Source organism: Pseudomonas sp. Sample_10, from assembly GCF_004321495.1.
In the GTDB taxonomy this organism is placed as follows: Bacteria; Pseudomonadota; Gammaproteobacteria; order Pseudomonadales; family Pseudomonadaceae; genus Aquipseudomonas.
In genome coordinates this window covers 39539-61123 of the sequence record NZ_RCOE01000289.1, presented here as the reverse complement: position 1 = coordinate 61123, position 21585 = coordinate 39539, and the positions used below count along the sequence as shown (strand labels likewise).

Below are 21585 nucleotides of genomic sequence, written 5' to 3'. Positions count from 1 at the left end.
CAAACATGCATGGACCCACATTGAAGTTTGCAGGGTTGATGGTCGCGCTGCTGAGTTGTGAGCAAGCGTCGGCCTGGTACCATGCTGCCGGTTTTGGACGCTCGTTCGGCGGCGCTGACTCCTGGAGCCATTCAGGGGCGTTTGGTTCGGCTTCAGGCGGTGGTGGCAGCTGGAGCGGTCAAAGCAATCGTGGTGGTTCGGTTTCGGGCGGTGATGGTAGCTGGAGTGGTTCGGGCTATCGCGGTGGTTCGGCTTCCGGTGGTGGCGGTAGCTGGAGCGCCAGTGGCGAAAACGGCGGTAGCGCCTCAGGTGGCGAGGGCTCGTGGCGGGGCACGGGTGCCGAAGGTGGCACGGCTTATGGCGGCGAGGGCGCGTGGCACGCCGAAGGTGAGAATGGCGCCACTGCCAGCGGGTACCGTGCCGATGGCTATGGCACGACGGTCTATCGTCCGCAGACCTATGGCACGAGCTACTACCATCCCCCGACGGCAGTGTATGCCAGCAGCGGTTGTTACTACTGCGGTTACAATGACGGCGTCAATCCTGCTGCGGCAGCGGCCGCCGGGGTCGTGGCCGGTAGCGCGATCGCTGACTCGACTGATCAGAACGTCAATAACAATGCCTGGAGCCAGGGCTACAACGCCGGCATGATGGCGTCCGCTCCCCCCACCATGCCGATGGGTGCGACGTTTGCCAGTCTTCCTTCGGGCTGTGGATTGAGGACAGTGTCTGCGGGCACTTTTTATCAATGCGGCAATTCGTGGGTGCGCCCTGCGTACGGCGCCAACGGTGTTTACTACACCGTGGTCCCCATGCCCTGAACTCACCGAAATCCCGGTGTTACTCAGGCATCGCGCAACAAGTCATTGGCGTTAAGCACTTCATAGGCGATCTCCGGGCGCTTTTCCATGGCGCGGCGAATCGCCGCCGGAATCGATGCGCGGGTCTTGCGGCACAACCCCGGCAGTTCAGCGACGTAAATGCCGATGCCGCGCATGGTGCGCACTTCGTTGAGACTGGGGACGATGTCGACGCGGATGCCCAGTTGTTCGAACATCCGCCGTTGCAGGTGCTCCAGGTCCTGAAGGCTCGAAAGGTTTTCCAGACGTTCGATCAGGCGTTTTTCTTCGGTGCGCGTCAGAAACAGGATGCGCACGTCCGCGCCCGGGGTTTCGAGCAATGGGTCACGCCCGCAATCGCAGGCACCGGGCGGACAGGGTTGGCGGATCGGCGCAGAGGTGGTCATGGGGTTCAATCATAGAGCGCTGCGTTCGGGTTTGCCCATAGGGCTTTCAAGGGTTTTATCGAGTGATTCAGAGCGGATCAGGCGGTTGCTGACAAAACCGAACAGTGTGAAGCCGAGGAGGGTGACCACGCCGCCGAGCATCAGCGCCTGTTCGCCGGAACTGAATAGCGCCAGATAGCTGTAGGCCGACGCCACCCAGGCAACGATGTTGGTGGTCAGCGCCTTGCGCGCCGGCACGCCGCGGGCCTTTTGTATCGCCATCAAGGCGGCCATGGAGAGGATGTACGGCACCAGATTGGTGACCACCGCGAGGTTGACCAGGGTGTCGAATTGATTACTCAGGTTGGGATCAATGGTGAACAGGCCCAGCGCCGTTTGTACCGCCAGCAGGATCAGCATGCCGGCAATCGGCGTGCCTGCCTTGTTGGTCCGCGCGAATATCGGCAGGAAGTAACCGGTGTCCGCCGAGCTCTTGTAGACCTGAGCGATGGTGAATTGCCAACCCAGCAGTGAACCGATGCACGCCAGCACCAGCAGGCCCATGACGATATTGCCGACCGCAGGGGTGAACATTTTGGCGAACACCAGGCCGAACGGTGCGGTGGAGGCGGCCAGCTCAGGATTGTCGATGATGCCGGCGATGACATTGGTGGACAGGATGTAAATCACCGCAGCACCGAGGGTTCCGCCGAGCACGGCAATCGGTACGTTCCTCTCGGGGTTCTCCACCGCGTCGGAGTTGGCGCACGCCGATTCCAGGCCCAGAAACGCCCACAATGTTATCGCCACGGATGCCCCGGCCGCTTCGAACCAGCTCTTGTCGTGGGGGTTCCAGCCAGCCACATAAATACTGCTGTCGAACCAGAACCAGCCAATGGTCGAGACCAGCAGCACCGGCGCAATTACCCCCCATACCGTGACCGCACCGATCCGCCCGGTAATCCGCGCGCCACCGAAATTGGCGAATGTGGTCATCCATAGCAACGCAATGGTCGCCAGGCCCACTTGCAGCGAGTCAAGGCGCAGGTCGAACAGTTCTTGTATGTAGCCCACCGCTGTGACACTGATCGCGACATTGGCAATCAACAGTGAAAGGCCGTAGGTGTAGTTCGTCAGGTAGTTGCCGGCCTTGCCGAAGGCGTATTCGGCATATCCGCCCATGCCACCGGTTTTTCGACTGAGCATGCCGCATCGCGCAAAGGCGTAGGCCAGCGCGAGTGAGCCGGTGGCCGTCACCAGCCAGGAAAGAATCGAAATGGCGCCGACTTCCGCGAGTTTCGAGGGGAGCAACACAATCCCCGAGCCCAACATGTTCACCGCAGTCAACATGGTCAGTTGCCCCACACTCATTTTCTTTGCGACTGACATGCGCTGCCTCGTTAGTTGGTCAAAGCAGTGTTAGCTATAGCAAAGTATTGAAATGCCGCAAGAAATGCCCGGCAGCCGATGCGTCTTCAAGGGATATTGCAGAAGAGGCATTATGCTGGCCCCCAGATTGCTCGTCTGTCGCCAGAATCACTTTATTTTCAGTTGGTTAGGTGGAACGCATATGCGCAATGTTTGGGGCGCGCTGATCGCTGTCAGCGTTGCGGGGCTGGCTGTGTCTGCCCAGGCAAGGGAACTGAAACCCAATGATCGTTATATGTGCAGCTGGGGGGCGGGCACGGCGGCCAGAGCGCAGGAACTCAAGTTGTCCGGGGTTTCTCTCTACGCCGCGCGGCAAAAAATCCAGCACTACAAGTTCGACAAATCGTGGATGCGCATGATGGCGATGGGCATTACCGAGCAGACTTACGACAGCCCGACGCGGATCAAGCCGGCGGCGGTGCGGCAGAGTTTTTATGATGATTGTGTGAAGTACAAGTTGGCCAGGAAATGAAGTACCGAAGCAGGCCTTGGTCGGATTGGCCTACGGGTTGACGCACGCCGACTATATTGAAAGGCCGGGTCCGTCGCAGGTTCAGCATTAATCATGACTGAGAGGCGTCGGGTCTGACGTGCGTTTTTCTGATTCACCTGAAATTGTGCAAACAACCTTTCAATCAGGAGATCATCATGACCCAGCTCGACAAAGTACTGTACACCGCCAAAACCCACACCACTGGCGGCCGGGATGGCGCTTCCCGCAGCTCCGACGGCATTCTGGACGTCAAGCTGTCGTCCCCGGGCACGAACGGCGGCGGCACCAATCCCGAGCAACTGTTCGCCGCCGGTTGGTCGGCGTGTTTCATCGGCGCGATGGGGGTGGCGGCCAAGGAGCTGAAGGTCGCACTGCCCAAGGATGTAGCGGTCGACACCGAAGTCGATCTGGGCACCAATGAAGGCGGTTACCTGTTGCAAGCTCGACTTAATGTCAGCCTGCCGGGACTGGATCGCGAAACTGCACAAAAACTCGTGGAAACCGGCCACAAGTACTGCCCGTACTCAAAAGCCACGCGCAACAATATTAATGTCGAGGTCAAGCTCGTTTGAGTTGAAATAAAAAAGGTCCTGGCGAAGGTTGTTTTAATAGCCGTATTGCCAGGACCTCATCGATGTCAATAAGGTAAGTTTAAGTTTGAAAGAAGCTCACCAATCTTTATGATCCCTCTGACTCAGTATCGAGAAGGAAATGCGCAGTTCGCTGCCTCTGTTCGACGTGAGTTGAGTGTGGATCTGGCTCGATAAATAGTATGACTGTTTTAGTTGCTGGGGGCGTAAATGACAATGGCTCGCTATCAGTCGTGTTTTTTTGCTGTCATGACAACTAGTGGATCCAATCAATAATGTCAAAGGTCATGTAATTCAAGCGCCTCAGCTAGAATGGGGCTTGACGAGTAAGTTGGTCGCTTAACGTGGAGCCAGTGGTATTTCCAACTGGCGACCGCTTGTCGGTGGCATGCCTGAAAAATGAACATTTCGCGGCTACGGGCCTCAGACTCTCCAGCATGGCATCATGACATGCTAGCGAAATCGTAAAAAAAAGAAGTGGAAACGCGACCTCAAATGCAGTGATTGCAAATGGGGATTTTTTTATCCTGAATTCAAGAGGTAACAACTAAGCTGACATCAATTTCCTAATCTAACCAATAGGGTTTCAAATAATAAACCTATGGTTTGGTTTTCTTGTATGAGTAAGGTCGCTCAGGGTTATTTAATAAGTCCCCTGAAGTGTGCTGTCGAATAAGGTGGAGAAAATACCGTGGCAATAAATACAATCATGAGCCTGATCGAACATAAAGAATTCATGGAGTTTTTGCGGCTGGGCGTTGTGTACGTTCATTTGGTCGCTTGTTGCGTGGCGATCGGTTTGGTGTTGACCAGTGACATTGCAATGGTCAGGGATATGTGGAAACGCAAGGCATTCACTGAACACGATCATGCGCACATGGAAAGTCTGCAGAAGTCTGTGGTTCTGGCATTGATCGGTCTGTGGGTGACAGGCGCTGCCATCATCGGCATCGATTACCTGGGCAAAGGCACGGAATATTTCATGAATCCGAAGCTTCACGCCAAAGTGATTATTGTTTTGCTGCTGACCTACAACGGCATTCTGCTACACCGCCTGGTATTGCCCGCACTGCAGAAGGCCGGCTCCTTGCTCGAGCTCGGGTTCAGCGCCCGAATGATGGCTCTTTTTTGTGGTTCGCTGTCGGCAGTGTCCTGGATGTATGCCGCCATGCTGGGTGTCGGACGACCGCTGGCCTGGAAATACTCTCTCTCCGAACTCTTGATGGCCTACCCGGTGCTGATCGTGCTGGGCTTCTTGACGATGCTGGCGCTGACTGAGCGAGCCAAACGCCCCAATACCCTCATTGCACCGCAGTGGGCGCACTGACCCTGTAAAGCGCAAGCGTATGGCAAGCTGACGCTTAGGTAAAAAGGTCCTGGCGACGGATTCGGGAGCACCATCGCCAGGACCTGAAAGCGTCCAGTTCACCGGGCAGAGGTGAACCTCAACCTTCCTCGACATTATCAATGTGCTTGAACCGCTCGATCAGAAAGTCGATCAGGCTGCGTACCCGCGCTGACAAATGCAGCTGCTGCGGGTACACCGCATACACATCGGCCCGGGTCGGCGTCTGGTCTTCCAGCACCAGGCGCAAGCGGCCACTGCGCACATAACGGGCGATGTCCCACTCCGCCCGAAGCAGGATGCCATGCCCATCCAGCGCCCAATTCAGCGCTACCTCTCCATCGTTGCAGCCAAGGGCGCCATGCACTTTGATGTTTTCCGTGTGACCGCCGTTGGTGAAGCTCCAGACGCCATAGGGTGATTCGTTCTGGCGGATGAAAATGCAGTTGTGGTGCTGCAGCTCCGCGAGTTTTTGCGGGGTGCCGTACTTGTCCAGGTACAGCGGCGAGGCACATAGCAAGCGCCGGTTGGAGGCGATCTTGCGCGCGTGGAAAGCGGCATCCGGCAAGGTGCCGAAGCGAATCCCCAGATCGAAGCCGTGGGTGGTCAGGTCCAGCGGGTGGTCGCTGATCTCCAGTTGGATTTCCACTTCGGGATAGCGGGCGTAGAACGCGGCGAGGGCAGGGCCGATATGCCGTCGGCCGAAGCCCAGCGAAGCATTGACCCGAATCAGCCCCTTGGGCGTGGCCCGGCTGCTGCTCACCAACTGTTCGAGCTCGTTGATCTGGGTGAGGATGCGCGCGGCCTGGGAGAAATACAGCTCGCCCTCGGACGTCAGGCTCATCGAGCGCGTGGTGCGGTTGACCAGGCGAATACCCAACCGGGCTTCCAGCGCCGTCAGGCGTTTGCTCACTGCCGGTGGGGTGATACCCAGCTCCCGGGCGGTGGCGGCAAGGCTGCCTTTGTTGGCCAACAGGTAAAAAAACGATAAATCCAGGGTCTGGTTCATTCGTAACTCAAAGTTATTTATGTAGTGATTTTGAGGAACTCACAGCTATTTGTTCACTACATATACTCCGCTCACACCCCGCCTGAACAGCGGGAACAACAAGAAATCGATGAGAGTGGAGTCAACAATGAGCGCATACAAAATTGCTGCAGTACCCGGTGACGGCATTGGTGTGGAAGTGATCGCCGCAGGCGTCGAGGTACTGCAGGCCCTGTCGAAAAAAACCGGCTTCGAACTGGATTTCAAACATTTCGACTGGAACTCCGACAACTACCTGAAGAACGGCTACTACATTCCCGAAGGTGGCCTGGAAGAGCTGAAAACCTTCGACGCGATCTTCTTCGGCGCGGTCGGTGCGCTCAACGTGCCGGATCACATTTCCCTGTGGGGCTTGCGCCTGCCGATCTGCCAAGGGTTCGACCAGTACGCCAACGTACGCCCGGCCCGTGTCTTGCCGGGGGTGAAAAGTCCGCTGCATAACGGTGACCAGATTGACTGGGTCGTGGTGCGCGAGAACTCCGAAGGCGAGTACTCCGGCAACGGCGGTCGTGTGCATCGCGGCTTGCCGGAAGAAGTCGCCACCGAAGTGTCGGTGTTCACCCGGGCCGGGGTCGAGCGCATTCACCGCTTCGCTTTCGAACTGGCGCAAAGCCGCCCACGCAAGCACCTGACCATGGTCACCAAGTCCAACGCCCAGCGCCACGGCATGGTGCTGTGGGACGAAATCTTCTATGAAGTGGCCAAGGATTTTCCGGATGTGAAGATCGACAAGGAACTGGTCGACGCCGTGACCACGCGCATGGTGCTCAAGCCATCGACCCTGGACGTGATCGTCGCCACCAACCTGCACGCCGACATCCTCTCCGACCTGGCTGCCGCGCTGTCCGGCAGCCTGGGTATCGCACCGACCGCCAATCTCAACCCGTCACGCAAGTTTCCTTCGATGTTCGAACCGATCCACGGCTCAGCCTTCGACATCACCGGTAAAGGCGTCGCCAACCCGATCGCGACGTTCTGGACCGCCGCCATGATGCTGGAACACCTGGGTGAGGTCGCCGCGGCCAAACACTTGATGTCAGCCATCGAAGCGGTGACCGAAAGCGGTCTGCACACCCCGGACCTCGGCGGCAACGCCACCACCCGCCAGATCACCGATGCGGTACTCGCGCTGATCAACCGCTGATCTTTCCCGGCGATTCAAAGTAGTACTGCGGCACAACGCCAAGGGGCGGATCGGTGGATCCGACCCCTGGGCATTTCCTGACAACAATAAAAAATCAGGGCCCTGTCATGAAAAGAATACTTGGCAAACTCTACGTACAAGTGCTCATTGCGGTGATCCTCGGCGCCATCGTCGGGGTGTTCGTTCCCGAAACCGGAACCGCGCTCAAACCCCTGGGCGATGCGTTCATCAAACTGATCAAAATGCTCCTTGCACCGGTGATCTTCCTGACCGTGGTCACGGGCATCGCCCGCATGGAAAACATGAAGGAACTGGGGCGCGTCGGCTTTCGCGCGTTGCTGTATTTCGAGGTGGTGTCGACGCTGGCACTGGTGGTCGGCCTGGTGGTGGTCGATGTGTTCAAGCCCGGCGCGGGCATGAACATCGATGTCGCGACGCTCGACACCTCCAGCCTGGCCACCTACACCTCGGCGGTGAAACACGCTTCGTTCATGGACTTCGTCATGAACATCATCCCCGACACCATTGTCGACGCCTTCGCCAAGGGCAACGTACTGCAGATTTTGCTCTTTTCGATCCTGCTCGGCATCGCCCTGGCGCATGTCGGGCCGCGCGGCAAAGTCTTTGTCGATACGCTGGACAGCCTGATGCAGGGCATGTTTCGCATCGTCAACATGGTCATGCGCCTGGCACCGATCGGCGCATTTGGTGCAATCGCGTTTACCATCGGCAAGTACGGTTTCGGCTCGCTGTTCTCCTTGGGCAAACTGATGGCCTGCGTGTACCTGACCTGTGCCGTGTTCGTGATCTTTGTTCTCGGCCCGATCTGCCGCTACAGCGGGTTCAGCCTGTGGAAGTTCCTCAAGTTCATCAAGGAAGAACTGTTCACCGTGCTGGGTACCAGCTCTTCGGAATCGGTACTGCCGCAGATGATTTCCAAGATGGAAAAGGCTGGTGTATCAAAACCCGTGGCCGGGATGATCATCCCCTCCGGTCTGACCTTCAACCCGGACGGGCAGGCGATCTATTACACCATCGCCGCGATCTTCATCGCCCAGGCGACCAACACGCCACTGACCCTGACCGACCAATTGATCGTCCTGGCGGTGCTGATGTTCACTTCCAAGGGCTCGGCGGGGGTCACCGGTTCCGGCTTCATCATTCTGGCGGCCACGTTGTCGTCCCTCGGGACCATTCCGGTGGCGGGGATGGTGTTGCTGCTGGGTGTCGACCGTTTCATGTCGGAAGCGCGGGCGATCACCAACACCATAGGTAATGGCGTTGGCACCATGGCGATTGCCAAATGGGTCGGAGCGCTGGACACGGTGAAAATGCACAAGGCCTTGAATGGTGAGGTTGAGGTGGAAAAGCCTGAGGCTGTGTTTGCGCCATCTGCAATGACGACTGAACCGATGTTGCCGAAATTGAAGGAAGCGTCTCGGGTGTAGGCCGGGTCAAGCGGGGTGTCAGGCACCAGCGATGCTGAATGTCGTGACGCCATCGCGGGCAAGCCATGCCCCTACAGGATTAGGGGTATGGTCTGGAACCTGCGCTGTCCACGTCCAGCGCCAAGGGCTAAACTGCGGCGATAACCAAAATAACGACGTGACCTGCCTTGTATGAAAATCCACCCATTACCGCCACTCAACAGTCTGGTCGCGTTTGAAGCGGCGGCGCGTCATTTGAGTTTCACCTTGGCTGCCCATGAGTTGAACGTGACGCAAGGTGCAATCAGTCGACAGGTTCGTTTGCTGGAAGACTATCTGGGCAAGGTTCTGTTCGAGCGGACCACTCGTACGATTCAACTGAGCCCGGCAGCCAGTCAGTACTATGAAACGGTGCGTGCGGCGTTGATGCAGGTGGCGCAGGCCACCGGTGAGATTCGCCATTGGCAGGGCGCCGAACAGGTGACGGTCGCCACCAGTACCGCAATGGCCTCGTTGTGGCTTTTGCCTAAAGTGACCGAGTTTCAGCGGGAGAACGAAGAGATCGACCTGCGGATCATCGCCCATGATCAGGTCAAGGATTTCTCCCGGCTCGATTGCGACCTGGCGCTGTATTACTGCAAGACACCGCCCAGGGACATGCAGGTCACGCCGTTGTTTTCCGAAGAGGTTTACCCGGTTTGCAGCCCGGCCTATCTTGCCAAGCATCCCGCCTTGAATACCCCTGAAGACCTGGCAGCCTGCACCTGGCTGTTTCTCGACGACCCGCAACGGGACTGGATCGGCTGGCCGGAATGGTTCCACAGCCAGGGCCTGAAAAAGGTCGAACCGAAACGCCGGATCAATATCAACAGTTACTCGATGCTGATCCAGTCGGCGATCAGCGGGCAGGGCATAGCGCTGGCCTGGTCCAACCTTGTCGATGATCACCTGCACAGTGGCGCACTCATCCGACCGCTCGATACGGTATTGAGAACCGATGCGCAATTCTGTTTGCTGGAGCCCTTGGCCCGTGGCGGGATGCGCCAGAGCGTTAAACGTTTCCGCAGCTGGTTGTTGAACCAGCTTCCGCCAGCGGAGGACGTCCTGTAACGCCGTTAACGGGGTCGAATTTCAATCTGAATCGCCCGGCATTTCGATGCCGGGCGATTTTTTTTGCCCCGGGAAAATGCTCGCAAGCTAAAAACATACGCTCGATATTTATGACAATAAGTCATGAATTGCGCCGGAAATATCGTTTGTCGAGACCCACCCTGTTTTCCCAAACTTGCCGCCAGCGGACCCTGGCCAACGAGCCTGCCGATCATTCAATACCGTGCCCAGCAGGGGAGAACAATAATGAGCACCATCCAACAAATTCCTGTGCATCACCTGGAAACCGTCCTCAATCCGATCCACGAAGCGACCGGCCTGAGCAACGAGTTCTACACCGAGCAACGTTACTTCGAACTCGAGCGCGATCAGGTCCTGGGCAAGACCTGGGCCTGCGTCGGTTTCGCCAGCGACCTGGGCAAGGCCGGTTCGGTCAAGCCCATCGACTTCATGGGCTTGCCATTGTTGCTAATGCGTAACCGCGAAGGCCTGGTGCAGGTGTTCCACAACGTGTGCAGTCACCGCGGCATGAAGTTGGTGGAAGAGGCCGGTGAAGTGCAGGGCGTGATTCGCTGCCCTTACCACTCCTGGACTTACGACCTTAACGGCGGGCTGCGCGGAACGCCGCACGTCGGCGGCATCGACCAGCACAAAGACGAGCGCTTCGCCTGTGAAAAACATGGCTTGAAAGCCATCCGCAGCGCGATCTGGATGGACATGGTGTTCATCAACCTGTCCGGCGATGCGCAGCCGCTGGAAGACATGCTGGCGCCGTTGACCCAACGCTGGACCCAGTTTCTCGGTGAAGACGGCATGAGCTTGATGCGCCGTCGCCCGGGCCACGACGCCACCACCCTGGACATCAATTGCAACTGGAAACTGGCGGTCGAGAACTACTGCGAGGCTTATCACTTGCCGTGGGTTCACCCGAGCCTGAACTCCTACTCACGCCTGGAAGACCACTACAACATCATTTTTGACCAACACTTCGCCGGCCAGGGCAGCTACGCCTACAACCTTTCGGACGTCGCCGGTACGCACTTGCCGACATTCCCGGGCTGGCCGCTGGACCGTCTGAAAAATGCCGAATACGTCGCGTTCTTCCCTAACGTATTGCTCGGCATCCAGGCTGATCATGCCTTCGCCATGCAGCTTGAGCCGGTTGCACCGGGACGCACCATCGAGCACTTGCGCCTGTTCTATGTTGGCGACGAAGCCGCCAGCAGCGACGAGTTCAGTGCCTGCCGCGAGGCGATTCTGGAGTCCTGGAAAGTGGTGTTCGCCGAAGACATAAGCTCGGTCGAAGGCATGCAGAAAGGCCGGCATTCCCCTGGCTACAAGGGTGGCGCGTTCTCACCGGAAATGGACATCCCGACGCATTTCTTCCACCAGTGGGCCGCACGTCAGTTGCTTGCCACCACGCCGTCCGCCTGAGGAGAGGTCCATGTATCCGATCGCCTCTCACTGGCTCAACTATATCGACGGGCAATGGAGCGACAGCGTCCAGCGCCTGACGGTCAACAACCCCGGCACCGCTGAGCCGGTCGCGACTATCGCCCAGGCCACCGTGGCCGATGCCGAGCGTGCGTTGCTGGCCGCTCGCCGCTGCGCCGACAGCGGCGTACTGACTCGCGCTCGTCCGGCGCAACGCGTGACCTGGCTACTGCGCATTGCCGAGGAAATCCGCGCCGTGGCGGACGAGGGCGCCTGGGTGCTGTGCCAGGAAAACGGCAAGCGCCTGAGCGACGCCAAAGACGAGTTCATCGAAGCCGCGCGCTACTTCGAGTATTACGCTGGCATGGCGGACAAGATCGAGGGCACCTCGATCCCGTTGGGCAACGGCTACATGGACTTCACCCTGTACGATCCGATGGGTGTCTCGGCGCAGATCGTGCCGTGGAATTTCCCGGTGTCGATCTGTGCCCGCTCGCTGGCGCCGGCACTGGCGGCGGGCAACGCGGTGGTGATCAAGTCCCCCGAACTTTCGCCACTGGGCATGTGCGTGCTGATCCGCGCCATCGCCAAGGCCGGTTTGCCCGATGGGGCGGTCAACCTGATTTGCGGCCGTGGTCGCGAGGTCGGCTCGTATCTGGTCAGCCATCGTAGTGTCGACCAGATCGTGTTCACTGGCTCCGTGCCAACCGGCCAGTCGATTCTGCGCGACGCCGCACAGCATGCGATTCCGAGCGTCATGGAGTTGGGTGGCAAGTCGGCCGCCATTGCCTTCGCCGATGCCGATCGCGAGCAATTGCTGGCGAGCGTTCAGTCAGGGATTTTCTTCAATGCCGGCCAGGTGTGTTCGGCGATGTCGCGGTTGCTGGTGCAGCGCGAGATTTATGAAGAAGTGGTCGAGGCAGTCGTTGCCATGGCCGAAGGCCTCAGCGTTGGCGTAGGTCAGGATAACGCCGACCTCACGCCGGTCGTCAGCGCCGGGCAACTGGCGGGCATCGAGGCGTTGTGCCGGCGAGCGATGGAAGACGGCGCCGTGGCGGTTACCGGTGGCGAAGCGTTTGCCGACCGAGCCGGACATTTCATGCGCCCGACGGTGTTCCGCGACGTCACTGCCGACATGTGCATCGCCCAGGAGGAAGTGTTCGGGCCAGTGCTGGCGATCATGCCTTTCGACACCGAAGAAGAAGCCATCGCGATTGCCAACGGCACCGAGTTCGGCCTGGTGGCCGGGGTGTTCACCCAGGACATCAGCCGCGCCATGCGCTGCACGCGTCAACTGAAATCCGGCCAGGTGTTCGTCAACGAATGGTACGCCGGCGGCATCGAAACGCCGTTCGGCGGCGTCGGCTTGTCGGGCTTCGGTCGCGAGAAGGGTCAGGAAGCCTTGTACAGCTACGTGCGCACCAAGAACGTAGCGATCCGGATTGCTGGGGAGTGAACGGCATGTTCAAGACTTGGCTTTGTATCGTTTGCGGTCTGATCTACGACGAGGCGCTGGGCTGGCCGGAAGATGGCATCCTTGCCGGCACGCGCTGGGAGGATGTTCCCCAGGATTGGGTCTGCCCCGAATGCCACGTCGGCAAGGCAGACTTCGAGATGCTCGATATCAGTGAACACACGCAGGCGGTCACCGCTGTCAGCGCACCGCCACCAGCGGTGGCGACGCCTGTGGTGGCTGCGGTAACGCGCCAGCCGATCGTCATCATCGGCAGCGGCTATGCCGGTTACGGCCTGGCCCAGGCGCTGCGCAAGGCAGATCCCAAGGTTGAGATCCGCGTGCTGACGCAAGAGTCCGGGCACCTGTACTCGAAACCGGCACTGTCGATCGGTTTGTCCCAGGGCAAAAGCGCCGAGGCGTTGTCCGGCGAATCGCCGCTGGCCATCGAACAGCGTTTGAACATCCGCGTGTACCCGCACTGCAAGGTGCTGGGCATCGACAGTTCGACACGACGCTTGCGCACCAGCTTCGGTGAAATGGCTTACGGCCAGTTGGTGCTTGCCAGCGGTGCGCAACCGATTCGCTTGCCGATCCAGGGCGATAGCTCAGCGCTGATCAGCGTCAATAATTTGCAGGATTACCACGGCTTTCGTGAGCGCCTGACCGGTGTGCGCCGTGTCGCGATCCTGGGGGATGGGTTGATTGGTTGCGAGTTTGCCAATGACCTGGCCCACAACGGTTTCAGCGTTGATGTCATCGGTCTGGGGCGTTGGCCGATGGAGCGTCTGTTGCCGGCCGAGGCCGGGCAGGTGCTGCAAAACGCTTTGAGTGATCTGGGGGTGAAATGGCATCTGCAAAACACCTTGGAGGCCATTGAATCCACGCCTCAAGGTTATCGCCTGCAACTCGCCAATGGCCAAACCCTCGAGGCGGATCTGGTGTTGTCGGCGGTTGGCCTGCGTCCTGACCTGAGCCTGGCAGAGAGTGCCGGTCTGGCGGTTGGACGAGGTATTCAGGTGAATGCTCAGTTGCAAACTTCTGCACCGGGCATCTACGCCTTGGGCGACTGCATCGAGATCGATGGGCAACTGCTGCCGTACCTGGCACCGATCAATCAGGGCATTCAGGCGTTGAGCAAGACATTGCTCGGGCAATCCACGGCTGTCGACTACCCGTTGATGCCGGTGACGGTGAAAACGCCGGCCGCACCGCTGTGCCTGTTGGCGCCTGCCATCGCCAGCGAAGGTGAGTGGCGCTGCACGCCGACCGAAGATGGCTTGAGTGCCGGGTTCTACGACGCGGCGGGCAAGCTCAATGGCTTTGTCCTGCTCGGTCGCCAAGCGCAAACGCAACGCAGCGCATTGCTGCAGTCCTGTCAGCATTCTCAGCAGGCTGTAGCCTGAGGCCCGAATCATGAAAAACATCATCAACCTGCCATTCGATGACACGAGCTGCGGCTGGTATTCAGCATTGCCCGAGCAACCGGCGTGCAAGCGTCTGTCGGGCGAACAGCGTGCGGATTACGCGGTGATTGGCGCGGGCTTCGCCGGCCTTGCCGCCGCCCGTCGCTTGGCCGAGCATCATCCCCAGGCGCGTATTCTGCTGGTGGATGCGCAACGGGTCGCCCAGGGTGCCTCGGGGCGCAACTCCGGTTTTGTCATCGACTTGCCGCACAAGTTTGCCCTGGAGCATCCGGACCCTGCGCACAAACAGCGTTTGCTGTCGCTCAACCGCGCCGCTATTTCACAGTTGCAAGGCCTGGTGCAAAACCATGGCATCGATTGCCAATGGTCCCATGCCGGCAAGTATCAGGGCGCCGTCGGTGCACGTGGCCTGGCTTATCTCGATCACTTCGAACGCTTGATGAGAGACCTCGGAGAGCCGTTCCGCAGAGCCGATTCCGCCGAATTGGCAAAGGTCCTGGGCACTGGCCATTACAGTGGCGCGATCTACACGCCCGGCTGCTATCTGATGCAACCGGCGGCGCTGGTGACGGGGCTGGCTCGCTCGTTGCCGGGCAATGTCGAGCTGCTCGAAGAGTCGCCCATCCAGCGTCTGGAACGTGACGGTCGTGGCGGCTGGATTTTGCACGGCACGGCGGGGCTGATTCGCACGCCGCAATTGCTCCTGGGCACCAGCATCTTCACACAGGAGTTCGGTTATCTGCGCAATCGTCTGCTGCCGGTGATGACCTTCGCCAGCTGGACCCGACCGCTGACCGATGCAGAGCTGGCCATTTATGGCGGCCAGCTGGACTGGGGGCTGACCCCGGCCGATCACGCCGGCACGACGGTGCGCATGACCCAGGATCGTCGGTTGATCATCCGCAACACCTACAAGCACGTGCCCAAGTACGGACGCAGCACCAGCGATGGCATGCGTTCGAAAGTCCGTGATGCGCACCGCAAGGCATTCCTGGCGCGCTTCCCGCAACTGGCCGACGTGCCGTTCAGCCATACCTGGGGTGGCGTCTATGCGATCTCGCGCAACTTCACCAACTTCTTCGGTGAGCTGGAGCCGGGTGTTCATGCGTCAGCCTGCGACAACGGTGTCGGTGCCGCGTGGGGCACCATCTCCGGAACGATGCTCGCCGATCTCGCGGTGGGTGCCGACTCGGCACAGTTGAACGATATTCGGGCGGTGACCGGCATGCCGTCGCTCAACCCGCCAGAACCGTTCCTTGGCCTGGGCGTTCGCTCGCGCATTCATCTGGCGGCCTGGAACAGCCGGAGCGAGCTATGAGCCAATTGGCCAAAGGCAAAGGTCCGGTGCTGCGCATCGACCATCACGACCTGGACTTCACCTTCCGTGGTGGTCCGCCCGGCGCCGCTTATGTGGCGCGGGCCATCAGCAACGAAGTCTCGCCGAACATCGGCGTGGGCTTCGCCCGCTGGGAAGGCGCGCAGGTCGCCTGGACGGTGCTCTACGACGAAGTGATTTTCGTCATCGAGGGTTGCTTCGAATTGCGCGTCGGCAACGAGCTGTTTCAAGTCACGCCCGGGCAATTGCTATGGATACCCGAAGGCACCGAACTGGTGTACGGCGGGCATGCCTTGTTCGGGTATGTGGTGCATCCCGGCAACTGGAAGCAACTTCACGGCTTGGCTTGAGTTGTAAATTATCCGGGGACCGGCACGGTGATAAGACTGACAAAAACTTTCGGTGCGCTGTATCTGGCCAGCTTGCTGATGCAGTTGGGATCGACCTTGCTGATGACCTATCTGGCGCTGCGCCTGAATGCCTTGGGGGCGAGCGAAACCGCAGGTGGTGCGTTGATGGCCGCCAATGCGTTGGGCATGGTGTTGGGCGGCTGGGTCGGACGCAGCTTGATCGCACAGGTCGGGCATATTCGAACCTATGCGGCGTGCGCCGGGCTGATTGCAGCGGCGGTATTGGCCCATGAGTTCAGCACGTCCCTGGCGTTCTGGCTGGTGCTGCGCGGGTTGGTCGGACTGGCCATGATGTGCCAATTGATGGTGCTGGAAAGCTGGCTCAACGATCAGGCGCGCACCGAGCAGCGCGGCAGTGTGCTGGCGCTGTACATGGTCGCCAGTTACGTCGGGATGATGCTCGGCCAACTGGCCTTGAGTCTCGACGAGGGGCTGGGCATCCGCGCTCTGCTGGGTGTGGCGATGGTATTTGCGCTGTGCTCGGTGCCGGTGGCACTTACTCGCAGTGCACATCCCACGGCGGTGCCCGCTGCCTCGATCGACCTGCGGGTGTTCGTGCGGCGTATTCCGCAGTCTCTGATGACGATTCTGGTGTCCGGCATGATCAACGGCAGCTTCTACGGGCTGGCCGCGATCTATGCGAGCAAACAGGGACTGGAAACGGCGCAGGTCGGCCAGTTCATGGCGTTGACCATCGGCGCGGGCTTGCTGGCTCAGTTGCCTTTGGGCTGGCTCTCGGATCGATTGCCCCGTGCGAGTCTGATTCGTGCGGTGGCAGTTTTGCTGGTGCTCGTCTGCCTGCCGCTGGGCTTCAATCAAGCGCCTTCGTTCGTGACACTGCTGTGGTTCGGTTCGGCGATCGGCTTTTTGCAATTCTGCCTGTATCCGCTCGGTGTAGCGTTGGCCAACGACAACATGGAACCGCAGTTGCGCGTTTCACTGTCGGGCATGCTGTTGATCACCTTTGGCGTCGGCGCCTGTTTCGGACCGCTGATTGCAGGCGTGTTGATGGAATGCTTCGGCACTTCAAGTTTTTACTTTTTCTATGCCGGCAGTGCCGCGCTGCTCGCACTGTGCGTGGGCCAGGCGAAAGTCACGGGCAAGCACCTGCAACAGGACGCGCCGCTTCAACACCCATCGACACCCAACGGCATTGCCAGCTCTAACCTGGTGTCTTTGGCTGACCCCGTAAGTGAGTGCACGGATCGGCGCTGAATGGAGGAAGGAGGAGCGGTTTTATTGATGCGTTTTTCTCATGAGTCGGTGACTAAAAATGGTTTGAACGAAGGTCAGGTTTCAATCATCTTGGCGATGCTGCCAAAACCGAGTTAGACCGGATTAAATCTGCAGATAAACAGCGTGCTGACGTCAGATATCAGGCGATAGCTATGTTGCGGAATACTCTCTAAAACCCTTAAACAAAAACAAAAGGGGAAAACAATGCGTGCGCAATCAGGCATGTTAAAAGGCTTGAACCCGAATGTGACCGTCGCTTCGATATTGGCGGTGATTTCGTTTGTTCTATTTTGTGCATTCAAGGATGAGCAGGCTGCCAAAGCCTTCGAAATGGCTTCGATATTTATCCTGCATAACTTCAAGTGGTATTACCTCGCCTTGATCAGTGGCGTACTCGGTTTGCTGCTGTACATCTCCGTCAGCCGTTTCGGCAATCTCAAACTGGGCGCTGAACACGACCGGCCCGAGTTCAGTTTCGCGTCATGGATCGCCATGCTGTTCAGTGCGGGAATGGGCATCGGTTTGATCTTCTGGTCCGTCGCCGAACCCATGCTGCATTACGCCGACAACCCGTTTTCCAAGGGTTTGACGGACGAGTCGGCCACCCTGGCGATGCGCATCACGCTGTTCCACTGGGGCCTGCACCCATGGGCGATCTTCTCCATGATCGGCTTGAGCCTGGCGTATTTCGCCTACCGTAAAGGTTTGCCGCTGGCGCTTCGTTCGCTGCTGTATCCGCTGATTGGCGACCGCATCTACGGATGGATCGGTCATGTGGTCGATATCATGGGCGTCGTTATTACGGCCTTCGGTGTTTCGCAATCACTCGGACTGGGCGTTGTACAGATCAATACCGGCCTGCATCAGGTATTCGGTATTCCGGTAAGTGTTGGTTTGCAGTTATCCATTATTCTGTTCGTGAGTATTGTTGCGTGCATTTCGCTACTGGCCGGATTGTCCAAAGGCATGAAGCGAATCTCTACACTTAATATGTACTTGTCATTCATTTTGATGCTGGCAGTACTTGCCATTGGTCCGACCCGTTACATTCTCAACTTGATGTTTGAATCCACCGGCGACTATGTACAGAACATTGTTGGCCTGAGTTTCTGGATGGACACGCAGAAAGACAGCGAATGGCAAAACTGGTGGACGGCGTTCTACTGGCCGTGGTGGATGACCTGGGGCCCATTTGTCGGTCTGTTCATTGCGCGAATTTCCAAAGGCCGGACCATTCGTGAACTGGTGATCGGCGCCCTGGTGGTGCCGACCATGGTGACCATTTTGTGGATGTCGGTGTTCGGTGGCGCAGCGCTGAAAAACGAACAACAGGATCGCCAGGCTTATCAGGCATCCGTTGCCAGCCAGGTGGTGGGTCAGGAACAACCGAAGTTCGAAGGCGGCACAGTGCTGCTCGCGACCAAGAAAGAAACCACGGCGGCGATGTTCACGCTGGTCCAGTCACTGGATGGCCCTACTGTTGGCGCCGTTCTGTCGATACTGGTGTGCGTGTTGCTGGGTGTGCACTTCGTCACCACGGCCGATGCCGGAACCCAAGTGTTGTGCACCTTGTGTGCCTTGGGCAGCACCAACCCGCCGAACTGGATCAGGTTGCTCTGGTGCATTCTGGAAGGGGCGATTGCTGCGGGCCTGCTGCTGGCGGGTGGGCTGAAAGCGATTCAGATGGCGAGTATCGCCGCCGGTTTACCGATTGCGATGTTGCTGCTGGTGATGTCGTACACGCTGATTCACAGCCTGCGTAAGGAAATGCCGAGCGTGCCGGCGTGGACGCCAGCGGTGGATCGCGTTCCAGGCCAGGCGGTTGATCAGGCCGAGCGTCGCGACGCACCGTCGAGTGTACCGTTGACTGCCGCATAAACCTGCTGGGTCGCAGCTGCCGAAAAAACCGAAACCGTCTGCTCAGGCTGACGGTTTCGGTTTTTGTCTCCTGTCGAAAAGCGCGATTCATGCGCAAGGATTTTGTGGGTCTTGCCCAATCCCGGCGGGCGAAACCTGGCGTTCAGCCTCGGGCAATTGGTCGAGGCGTACCGACAACTGAGGCAGGTTGCGTTCGAGCCGACTCAGTAATTCATCCCGTCATCAATCGCGATGCCCTGCGCTCGCATGGCCTTGATCAGTTCACCACGGGTGCCAGGCAGGTTGAGCATGGTCTTGGCCCGCAAAGTCGCGACTTCTTCGGCGCTGTAGGGCTGGTAATCCTTCGGCACGCTGTTGCCGGCCATGCCGTCTTCACGCATCAGCCAGTTGAGCAAGTCGGCCAATTGCGCGTTGTTCAACGCCGATTGCGACATGCCTGGCACACGTACCAGGAATTCGCGGCCACCGGGGACTTTCAGGAAGTTGCCGACAAAGCCCTTCATCCGTGGTGTGTCGTTGGCGGCGGAACCGCTGCCGTCGCCCAGATGGCAGCCGGCGCATTGCAATTGATAGTTCACGCCGACGCTGTAATTGGCTTCGGCGATGGGTTTTTGCAGTTCTTCGTTGCCCGGTGCGTGGCGCTGGTTGGGATTGGGAATGGCCCGGGCATGGACGATCGGGGTGGTCATGAGGCAGGCCAGGCTAAGGATGAGCAACTTACGCATGACATCTTCCCTACAGGAGAAAACCGAACCTGTAGGCGCCAGGCTTGCCGGCGAAGGCGTCCATGAGAACGCCTTCGCCGGCAAGCCTGGCGCCTACGAAAAAACACACGCAAAGAATGCCGATTGCACGGGCAATCGGCGGAAATTGCGTGCTTAAACGGCGACGCCGCGAATGATCGAAACGGTGCAGTGATAGATGTGCGATTTGGCGGCCAGGCACCAGTTCACGTCGTTGTTGTTGAACGGGCGGTAGGCCGGTTCCTCACTGTCGTTACGGGTGCAGGCGCACTGGGCGCAGCTTTGCTTACCGCAGCAGTCGTTGTACGAAATGATGTAGTCCTTGCCATCGGCCGGGTTGCGGCAGGTGCCGATCCAGGTCACTTGCGAGGCTTCGGTGCCCGGTGGGCAGGACGTCACCGAACCACCGCAGCAGCTGCACAGGAAGCCGTCGATGGAGCAGTAACGCCAGTAATCGCAGCTGTTCGGGTCACCAGGGTCGCCGGCTTTCGGGTCAGTGGCGGCCAGCGCCTTGCTGGTGCGATCCAGTGGCAACAGCAGGGGCAGGGCGGCACCGGCCACCATCAGCGAGCCCATGCGCGCCAGCAATTTGCGGCGTGAGGTGGTGTCGGCAACACGGCGCGTCGAGCGCTCGAACAACAGATCCAGCAGTTTCATGAAGGTCTCCCTGCCTTAATCAGTGGCTATGGCCGTGGCTGTGGTCATGCGCGTGGTCGTGGGGCTGAGCATTGAGGTACTGCTGCAGCGTCGCGTGTTTCAAGTGTTCAACCTCGAACAGGCTGTCCAGGTGCTCGCGGGAATTGACCAAGCCCTTGGCGCGCAGGGTGCCGGACTGGTCGATCAGCGCGGCGTATGGCAGCTTGCCGATCTGATAGGTCATGCCCACTTCCGGACCGACCACGTAGGTGGCGTCTTCCAGTTTGTGCTCGCGGATCAGTGCTTGCTGGGCGTCCATGTCGCCGTCGCTGACGAACACCACGTCGAGGGTGCCGGCCTTTTCCCTGGCGATGGATTTGATCGCCGGCAGCAAGGATTTGCAGATCGGGCAGGTCGGCGAGAGGAAGAACAGCAGTTGTGATTTTTCCCCGGCGTAGCCGAAGTTCACCGGGCGACCCTTACGGTCGGCGGCGGTGATTTGCGGTGCGGCTTCGTTGACGGCCACGCCTTTGTCGACCATCAGCGCGCCGGCCGGGGCCAGGCGACCGTGCAGTACACCGATCTGACGGACCAGGCCCATGACGACAAACGCCACGGCCACCAGCAACACCCAGAGCAGAACGTTGGAAACTATCAAGCCTTCCATTTTGATTACCTACCAATCAATTTGAGCAGAAGAGGGGAGTTCGCCAGCAGGCCATCGGCCGCGGCGTAGATGAGCAGTGCGACAGCGGCGGCAGCCACCGTCACGAAACCATCGAACACAGTCATGTCGCGCACCACCGGCGCCACACTGGCCAACAGCGCCAGCGCCACCAGCACGCTGTTGCGCAGCAGCAGGGCCGGACGCAACGGTTGCGCCTGGTCTGGCCCGGCACAACCGCAGTCGATGTCGCGGCGGCCGCGCCACAGGTTGATGCCGATAGCGGCGGCGTACAGCGCCAGCAGGCTGGCCGCACTGAACGCCGCCCAGCCCCGGCTGAACGGGACCAGCAGCGCGAAAGCGATGGCCAGTTCCAGCAGCGGAATCAACCGTGCGCTCGGGCGTACCAGCGCCGCTGGCAGCAATTGATAGTCCGCCAGCTGTTTGGCGTAGCGCGCTGGTGCCCGCAGCTTGTGGGTCGCTGCACTGGCCAGCAGCGCCGAAATGGCGAGTGCGCTGGCAATGATGAAGATCGGATCTGATTGCATGGCCGAACCT

21 protein-coding genes and 2 pseudogenes are annotated in these 21585 nt (G+C 59.2%); 16 read left to right on the top strand and 7 right to left on the bottom strand.

All coding sequences use genetic code 11. The features are described 5' to 3' along the window. Positions 1-5 precede the first annotated feature (5 nt). Positions 6-821 (top strand): hypothetical protein, encoded by an 816-nt coding sequence (locus tag D8U18_RS27490; protein ID WP_130903703.1) that lies wholly within the window; start codon positions 6-8, stop codon positions 819-821. 23 nt (positions 822-844) lie between these two features. Here the strand turns inward: D8U18_RS27490 and D8U18_RS27485 are convergent, their stop codons facing one another. Both D8U18_RS27485 and potE read right to left on the bottom strand, forming a co-directional pair. Then, on the bottom strand, positions 845-1246 hold the full coding sequence (locus tag D8U18_RS27485; RefSeq protein ID WP_056853781.1) for a hypothetical protein: 402 nt from the start codon (positions 1244-1246) through the stop codon (positions 845-847). Between the two features lie 9 nt (positions 1247-1255). Further along, positions 1256-2614 carry a putrescine-ornithine antiporter gene (gene potE / locus D8U18_RS27480; RefSeq protein WP_056853780.1) on the bottom strand — a complete coding sequence of 453 codons (1359 nt, stop codon included), beginning with the start codon at positions 2612-2614 and terminating at the stop codon, positions 1256-1258. A 181-nt stretch (positions 2615-2795) separates the two neighbouring features. On the opposite strand from potE, the gene D8U18_RS27475 reads away from it, so the two are divergent. The 3 genes from D8U18_RS27475 (at position 2796) to D8U18_RS27465 (ending at position 5063) form a co-directional block, all read left to right on the top strand. Next, positions 2796-3125: a hypothetical protein gene (locus D8U18_RS27475; protein WP_056853779.1), complete on the top strand. Its 330-nt coding sequence runs from the start codon at positions 2796-2798 to the stop codon at positions 3123-3125. Positions 3126-3301: 176 nt separating this feature from the next. Continuing rightward, on the top strand, positions 3302-3718 hold the full coding sequence (locus D8U18_RS27470) for an organic hydroperoxide resistance protein (protein WP_130908248.1): 417 nt from the start codon (positions 3302-3304) through the stop codon (positions 3716-3718). A 709-nt stretch (positions 3719-4427) separates the two neighbouring features. Further along, the gene (locus D8U18_RS27465) at positions 4428-5063 is read left to right on the top strand and encodes a hypothetical protein (RefSeq protein ID WP_056853777.1); all 636 of its coding nucleotides are present in this window, start codon (positions 4428-4430) and stop codon (positions 5061-5063) included. A 118-nt stretch (positions 5064-5181) separates the two neighbouring features. Here the strand turns inward: D8U18_RS27465 and D8U18_RS27460 are convergent, their stop codons facing one another. Then, positions 5182-6090: a LysR family transcriptional regulator gene (locus D8U18_RS27460; RefSeq protein WP_056853776.1), complete on the bottom strand. Its 909-nt coding sequence runs from the start codon at positions 6088-6090 to the stop codon at positions 5182-5184. A gap of 127 nt (positions 6091-6217) precedes the next feature. Between D8U18_RS27460 and D8U18_RS27455 the strand changes: the two genes are divergently transcribed. The 12 genes and pseudogenes from D8U18_RS27455 to D8U18_RS29165 form a co-directional block, all read left to right on the top strand. Further along, positions 6218-7273 carry a tartrate dehydrogenase gene (locus D8U18_RS27455; RefSeq protein ID WP_130908247.1) on the top strand — a complete coding sequence of 352 codons (1056 nt, stop codon included), beginning with the start codon at positions 6218-6220 and terminating at the stop codon, positions 7271-7273. A 107-nt stretch (positions 7274-7380) separates the two neighbouring features. Continuing rightward, complete coding sequence (locus tag D8U18_RS27450; RefSeq protein ID WP_056853774.1) at positions 7381-8721, top strand: dicarboxylate/amino acid:cation symporter; 1341 nt, start codon at positions 7381-7383, stop codon at positions 8719-8721. Between the two features lie 171 nt (positions 8722-8892). Beyond that, positions 8893-9810, top strand: a complete 918-nt coding sequence (locus D8U18_RS27445; RefSeq protein WP_056853773.1) for a LysR substrate-binding domain-containing protein — start codon at positions 8893-8895, stop codon at positions 9808-9810. A 246-nt stretch (positions 9811-10056) separates the two neighbouring features. Beyond that, positions 10057-11244, top strand: a complete 1188-nt coding sequence (locus D8U18_RS27440; RefSeq protein WP_177336564.1) for an aromatic ring-hydroxylating dioxygenase subunit alpha — start codon at positions 10057-10059, stop codon at positions 11242-11244. Positions 11245-11254: 10 nt separating this feature from the next. Then, positions 11255-12700 carry an aldehyde dehydrogenase family protein gene (locus tag D8U18_RS27435; protein ID WP_130908246.1) on the top strand — a complete coding sequence of 482 codons (1446 nt, stop codon included), beginning with the start codon at positions 11255-11257 and terminating at the stop codon, positions 12698-12700. A gap of 5 nt (positions 12701-12705) precedes the next feature. Then, positions 12706-12870, top strand: a pseudogene (locus tag D8U18_RS29170) (rubredoxin); the annotation flags it as partial. Continuing rightward, entirely contained in the window at positions 12859-14103 is a 1245-nt protein-coding gene (locus D8U18_RS27430) for an FAD-dependent oxidoreductase (RefSeq protein ID WP_236708435.1), read from the top strand. The pseudogene D8U18_RS29170 and the gene D8U18_RS27430, both read left to right, overlap by 12 nt. A gap of 10 nt (positions 14104-14113) precedes the next feature. Next, positions 14114-15442 (top strand): FAD-dependent oxidoreductase, encoded by a 1329-nt coding sequence (locus D8U18_RS27425; protein WP_131109140.1) that lies wholly within the window; start codon positions 14114-14116, stop codon positions 15440-15442. After that, the gene (locus D8U18_RS27420) at positions 15439-15810 is read left to right on the top strand and encodes an ethanolamine utilization protein EutQ (protein WP_131109137.1); all 372 of its coding nucleotides are present in this window, start codon (positions 15439-15441) and stop codon (positions 15808-15810) included. The genes D8U18_RS27425 and D8U18_RS27420 overlap by 4 nt, the downstream gene beginning before the upstream one ends. Positions 15811-15837: 27 nt before the next feature. Beyond that, entirely contained in the window at positions 15838-17085 is a 1248-nt protein-coding gene (locus tag D8U18_RS27415; RefSeq protein ID WP_177434422.1) for an MFS transporter, read from the top strand. Positions 17086-17310: 225 nt separating this feature from the next. Further along, entirely contained in the window at positions 17311-18984 is a 1674-nt protein-coding gene (locus D8U18_RS27410) for a BCCT family transporter (RefSeq protein ID WP_056853769.1), read from the top strand. A gap of 102 nt (positions 18985-19086) precedes the next feature. Next, a pseudogene (locus D8U18_RS29165) lies at positions 19087-19194 on the top strand (G/U mismatch-specific DNA glycosylase); the annotation flags it as partial. Here D8U18_RS29165 and D8U18_RS27400 read toward each other — a convergent pair. The 4 genes from D8U18_RS27400 to D8U18_RS27385 all read right to left on the bottom strand — a co-directional run bounded on the left by D8U18_RS27400 (position 19188) and on the right by D8U18_RS27385 (position 21575). Continuing rightward, positions 19188-19709 (bottom strand): cytochrome C, encoded by a 522-nt coding sequence (locus tag D8U18_RS27400; protein WP_131109135.1) that lies wholly within the window; start codon positions 19707-19709, stop codon positions 19188-19190. The pseudogene D8U18_RS29165 and the gene D8U18_RS27400 sit on opposite strands and share 7 nt — an antisense overlap. 153 nt (positions 19710-19862) lie before the next feature. Continuing rightward, entirely contained in the window at positions 19863-20384 is a 522-nt protein-coding gene (locus tag D8U18_RS27395) for a methylamine dehydrogenase light chain (protein WP_056853767.1), read from the bottom strand. A gap of 19 nt (positions 20385-20403) precedes the next feature. Next, on the bottom strand, positions 20404-21030 hold the full coding sequence (gene mauD / locus D8U18_RS27390; protein ID WP_056853766.1) for a methylamine dehydrogenase accessory protein MauD: 627 nt from the start codon (positions 21028-21030) through the stop codon (positions 20404-20406). 5 nt (positions 21031-21035) lie between these two features. Then, a complete protein-coding gene (locus tag D8U18_RS27385; protein ID WP_131109133.1) occupies positions 21036-21575 on the bottom strand; it encodes a MauE/DoxX family redox-associated membrane protein in 540 nt (179 codons plus the stop codon). Between the last annotated feature and the right edge of the window lie 10 nt (positions 21576-21585).

What these genes read in the sequence shown, in the direction of transcription:
- D8U18_RS27490 (WP_130903703.1), top strand. Translation starts at nt 6, where the DNA reads ATGCATGGACCCACATTGAAGTTTGCAGGGTTGATGGTCGCGCTGCTG.
- D8U18_RS27485 (WP_056853781.1), bottom strand. Translation starts at nt 1,246, where the DNA reads ATGACCACCTCTGCGCCGATCCGCCAACCCTGTCCGCCCGGTGCCTGC.
- potE (WP_056853780.1), bottom strand. Translation starts at nt 2,614, where the DNA reads ATGTCAGTCGCAAAGAAAATGAGTGTGGGGCAACTGACCATGTTGACT.
- D8U18_RS27475 (WP_056853779.1), top strand. Translation starts at nt 2,796, where the DNA reads ATGCGCAATGTTTGGGGCGCGCTGATCGCTGTCAGCGTTGCGGGGCTG.
- D8U18_RS27470 (WP_130908248.1), top strand. Translation starts at nt 3,302, where the DNA reads ATGACCCAGCTCGACAAAGTACTGTACACCGCCAAAACCCACACCACT.
- D8U18_RS27460 (WP_056853776.1), bottom strand. Translation starts at nt 6,090, where the DNA reads ATGAACCAGACCCTGGATTTATCGTTTTTTTACCTGTTGGCCAACAAA.
- D8U18_RS27455 (WP_130908247.1), top strand. Translation starts at nt 6,218, where the DNA reads ATGAGCGCATACAAAATTGCTGCAGTACCCGGTGACGGCATTGGTGTG.
- D8U18_RS27450 (WP_056853774.1), top strand. Translation starts at nt 7,381, where the DNA reads ATGAAAAGAATACTTGGCAAACTCTACGTACAAGTGCTCATTGCGGTG.
- D8U18_RS27445 (WP_056853773.1), top strand. Translation starts at nt 8,893, where the DNA reads ATGAAAATCCACCCATTACCGCCACTCAACAGTCTGGTCGCGTTTGAA.
- D8U18_RS27440 (WP_177336564.1), top strand. Translation starts at nt 10,057, where the DNA reads ATGAGCACCATCCAACAAATTCCTGTGCATCACCTGGAAACCGTCCTC.
- D8U18_RS27435 (WP_130908246.1), top strand. Translation starts at nt 11,255, where the DNA reads ATGTATCCGATCGCCTCTCACTGGCTCAACTATATCGACGGGCAATGG.
- D8U18_RS27430 (WP_236708435.1), top strand. Translation starts at nt 12,859, where the DNA reads ATGCTCGATATCAGTGAACACACGCAGGCGGTCACCGCTGTCAGCGCA.
- D8U18_RS27425 (WP_131109140.1), top strand. Translation starts at nt 14,114, where the DNA reads ATGAAAAACATCATCAACCTGCCATTCGATGACACGAGCTGCGGCTGG.
- D8U18_RS27420 (WP_131109137.1), top strand. Translation starts at nt 15,439, where the DNA reads ATGAGCCAATTGGCCAAAGGCAAAGGTCCGGTGCTGCGCATCGACCAT.
- D8U18_RS27410 (WP_056853769.1), top strand. Translation starts at nt 17,311, where the DNA reads ATGCGTGCGCAATCAGGCATGTTAAAAGGCTTGAACCCGAATGTGACC.
- D8U18_RS27400 (WP_131109135.1), bottom strand. Translation starts at nt 19,709, where the DNA reads ATGCGTAAGTTGCTCATCCTTAGCCTGGCCTGCCTCATGACCACCCCG.
- D8U18_RS27395 (WP_056853767.1), bottom strand. Translation starts at nt 20,384, where the DNA reads ATGAAACTGCTGGATCTGTTGTTCGAGCGCTCGACGCGCCGTGTTGCC.
- mauD (WP_056853766.1), bottom strand. Translation starts at nt 21,030, where the DNA reads ATGGAAGGCTTGATAGTTTCCAACGTTCTGCTCTGGGTGTTGCTGGTG.
- D8U18_RS27385 (WP_131109133.1), bottom strand. Translation starts at nt 21,575, where the DNA reads ATGCAATCAGATCCGATCTTCATCATTGCCAGCGCACTCGCCATTTCG.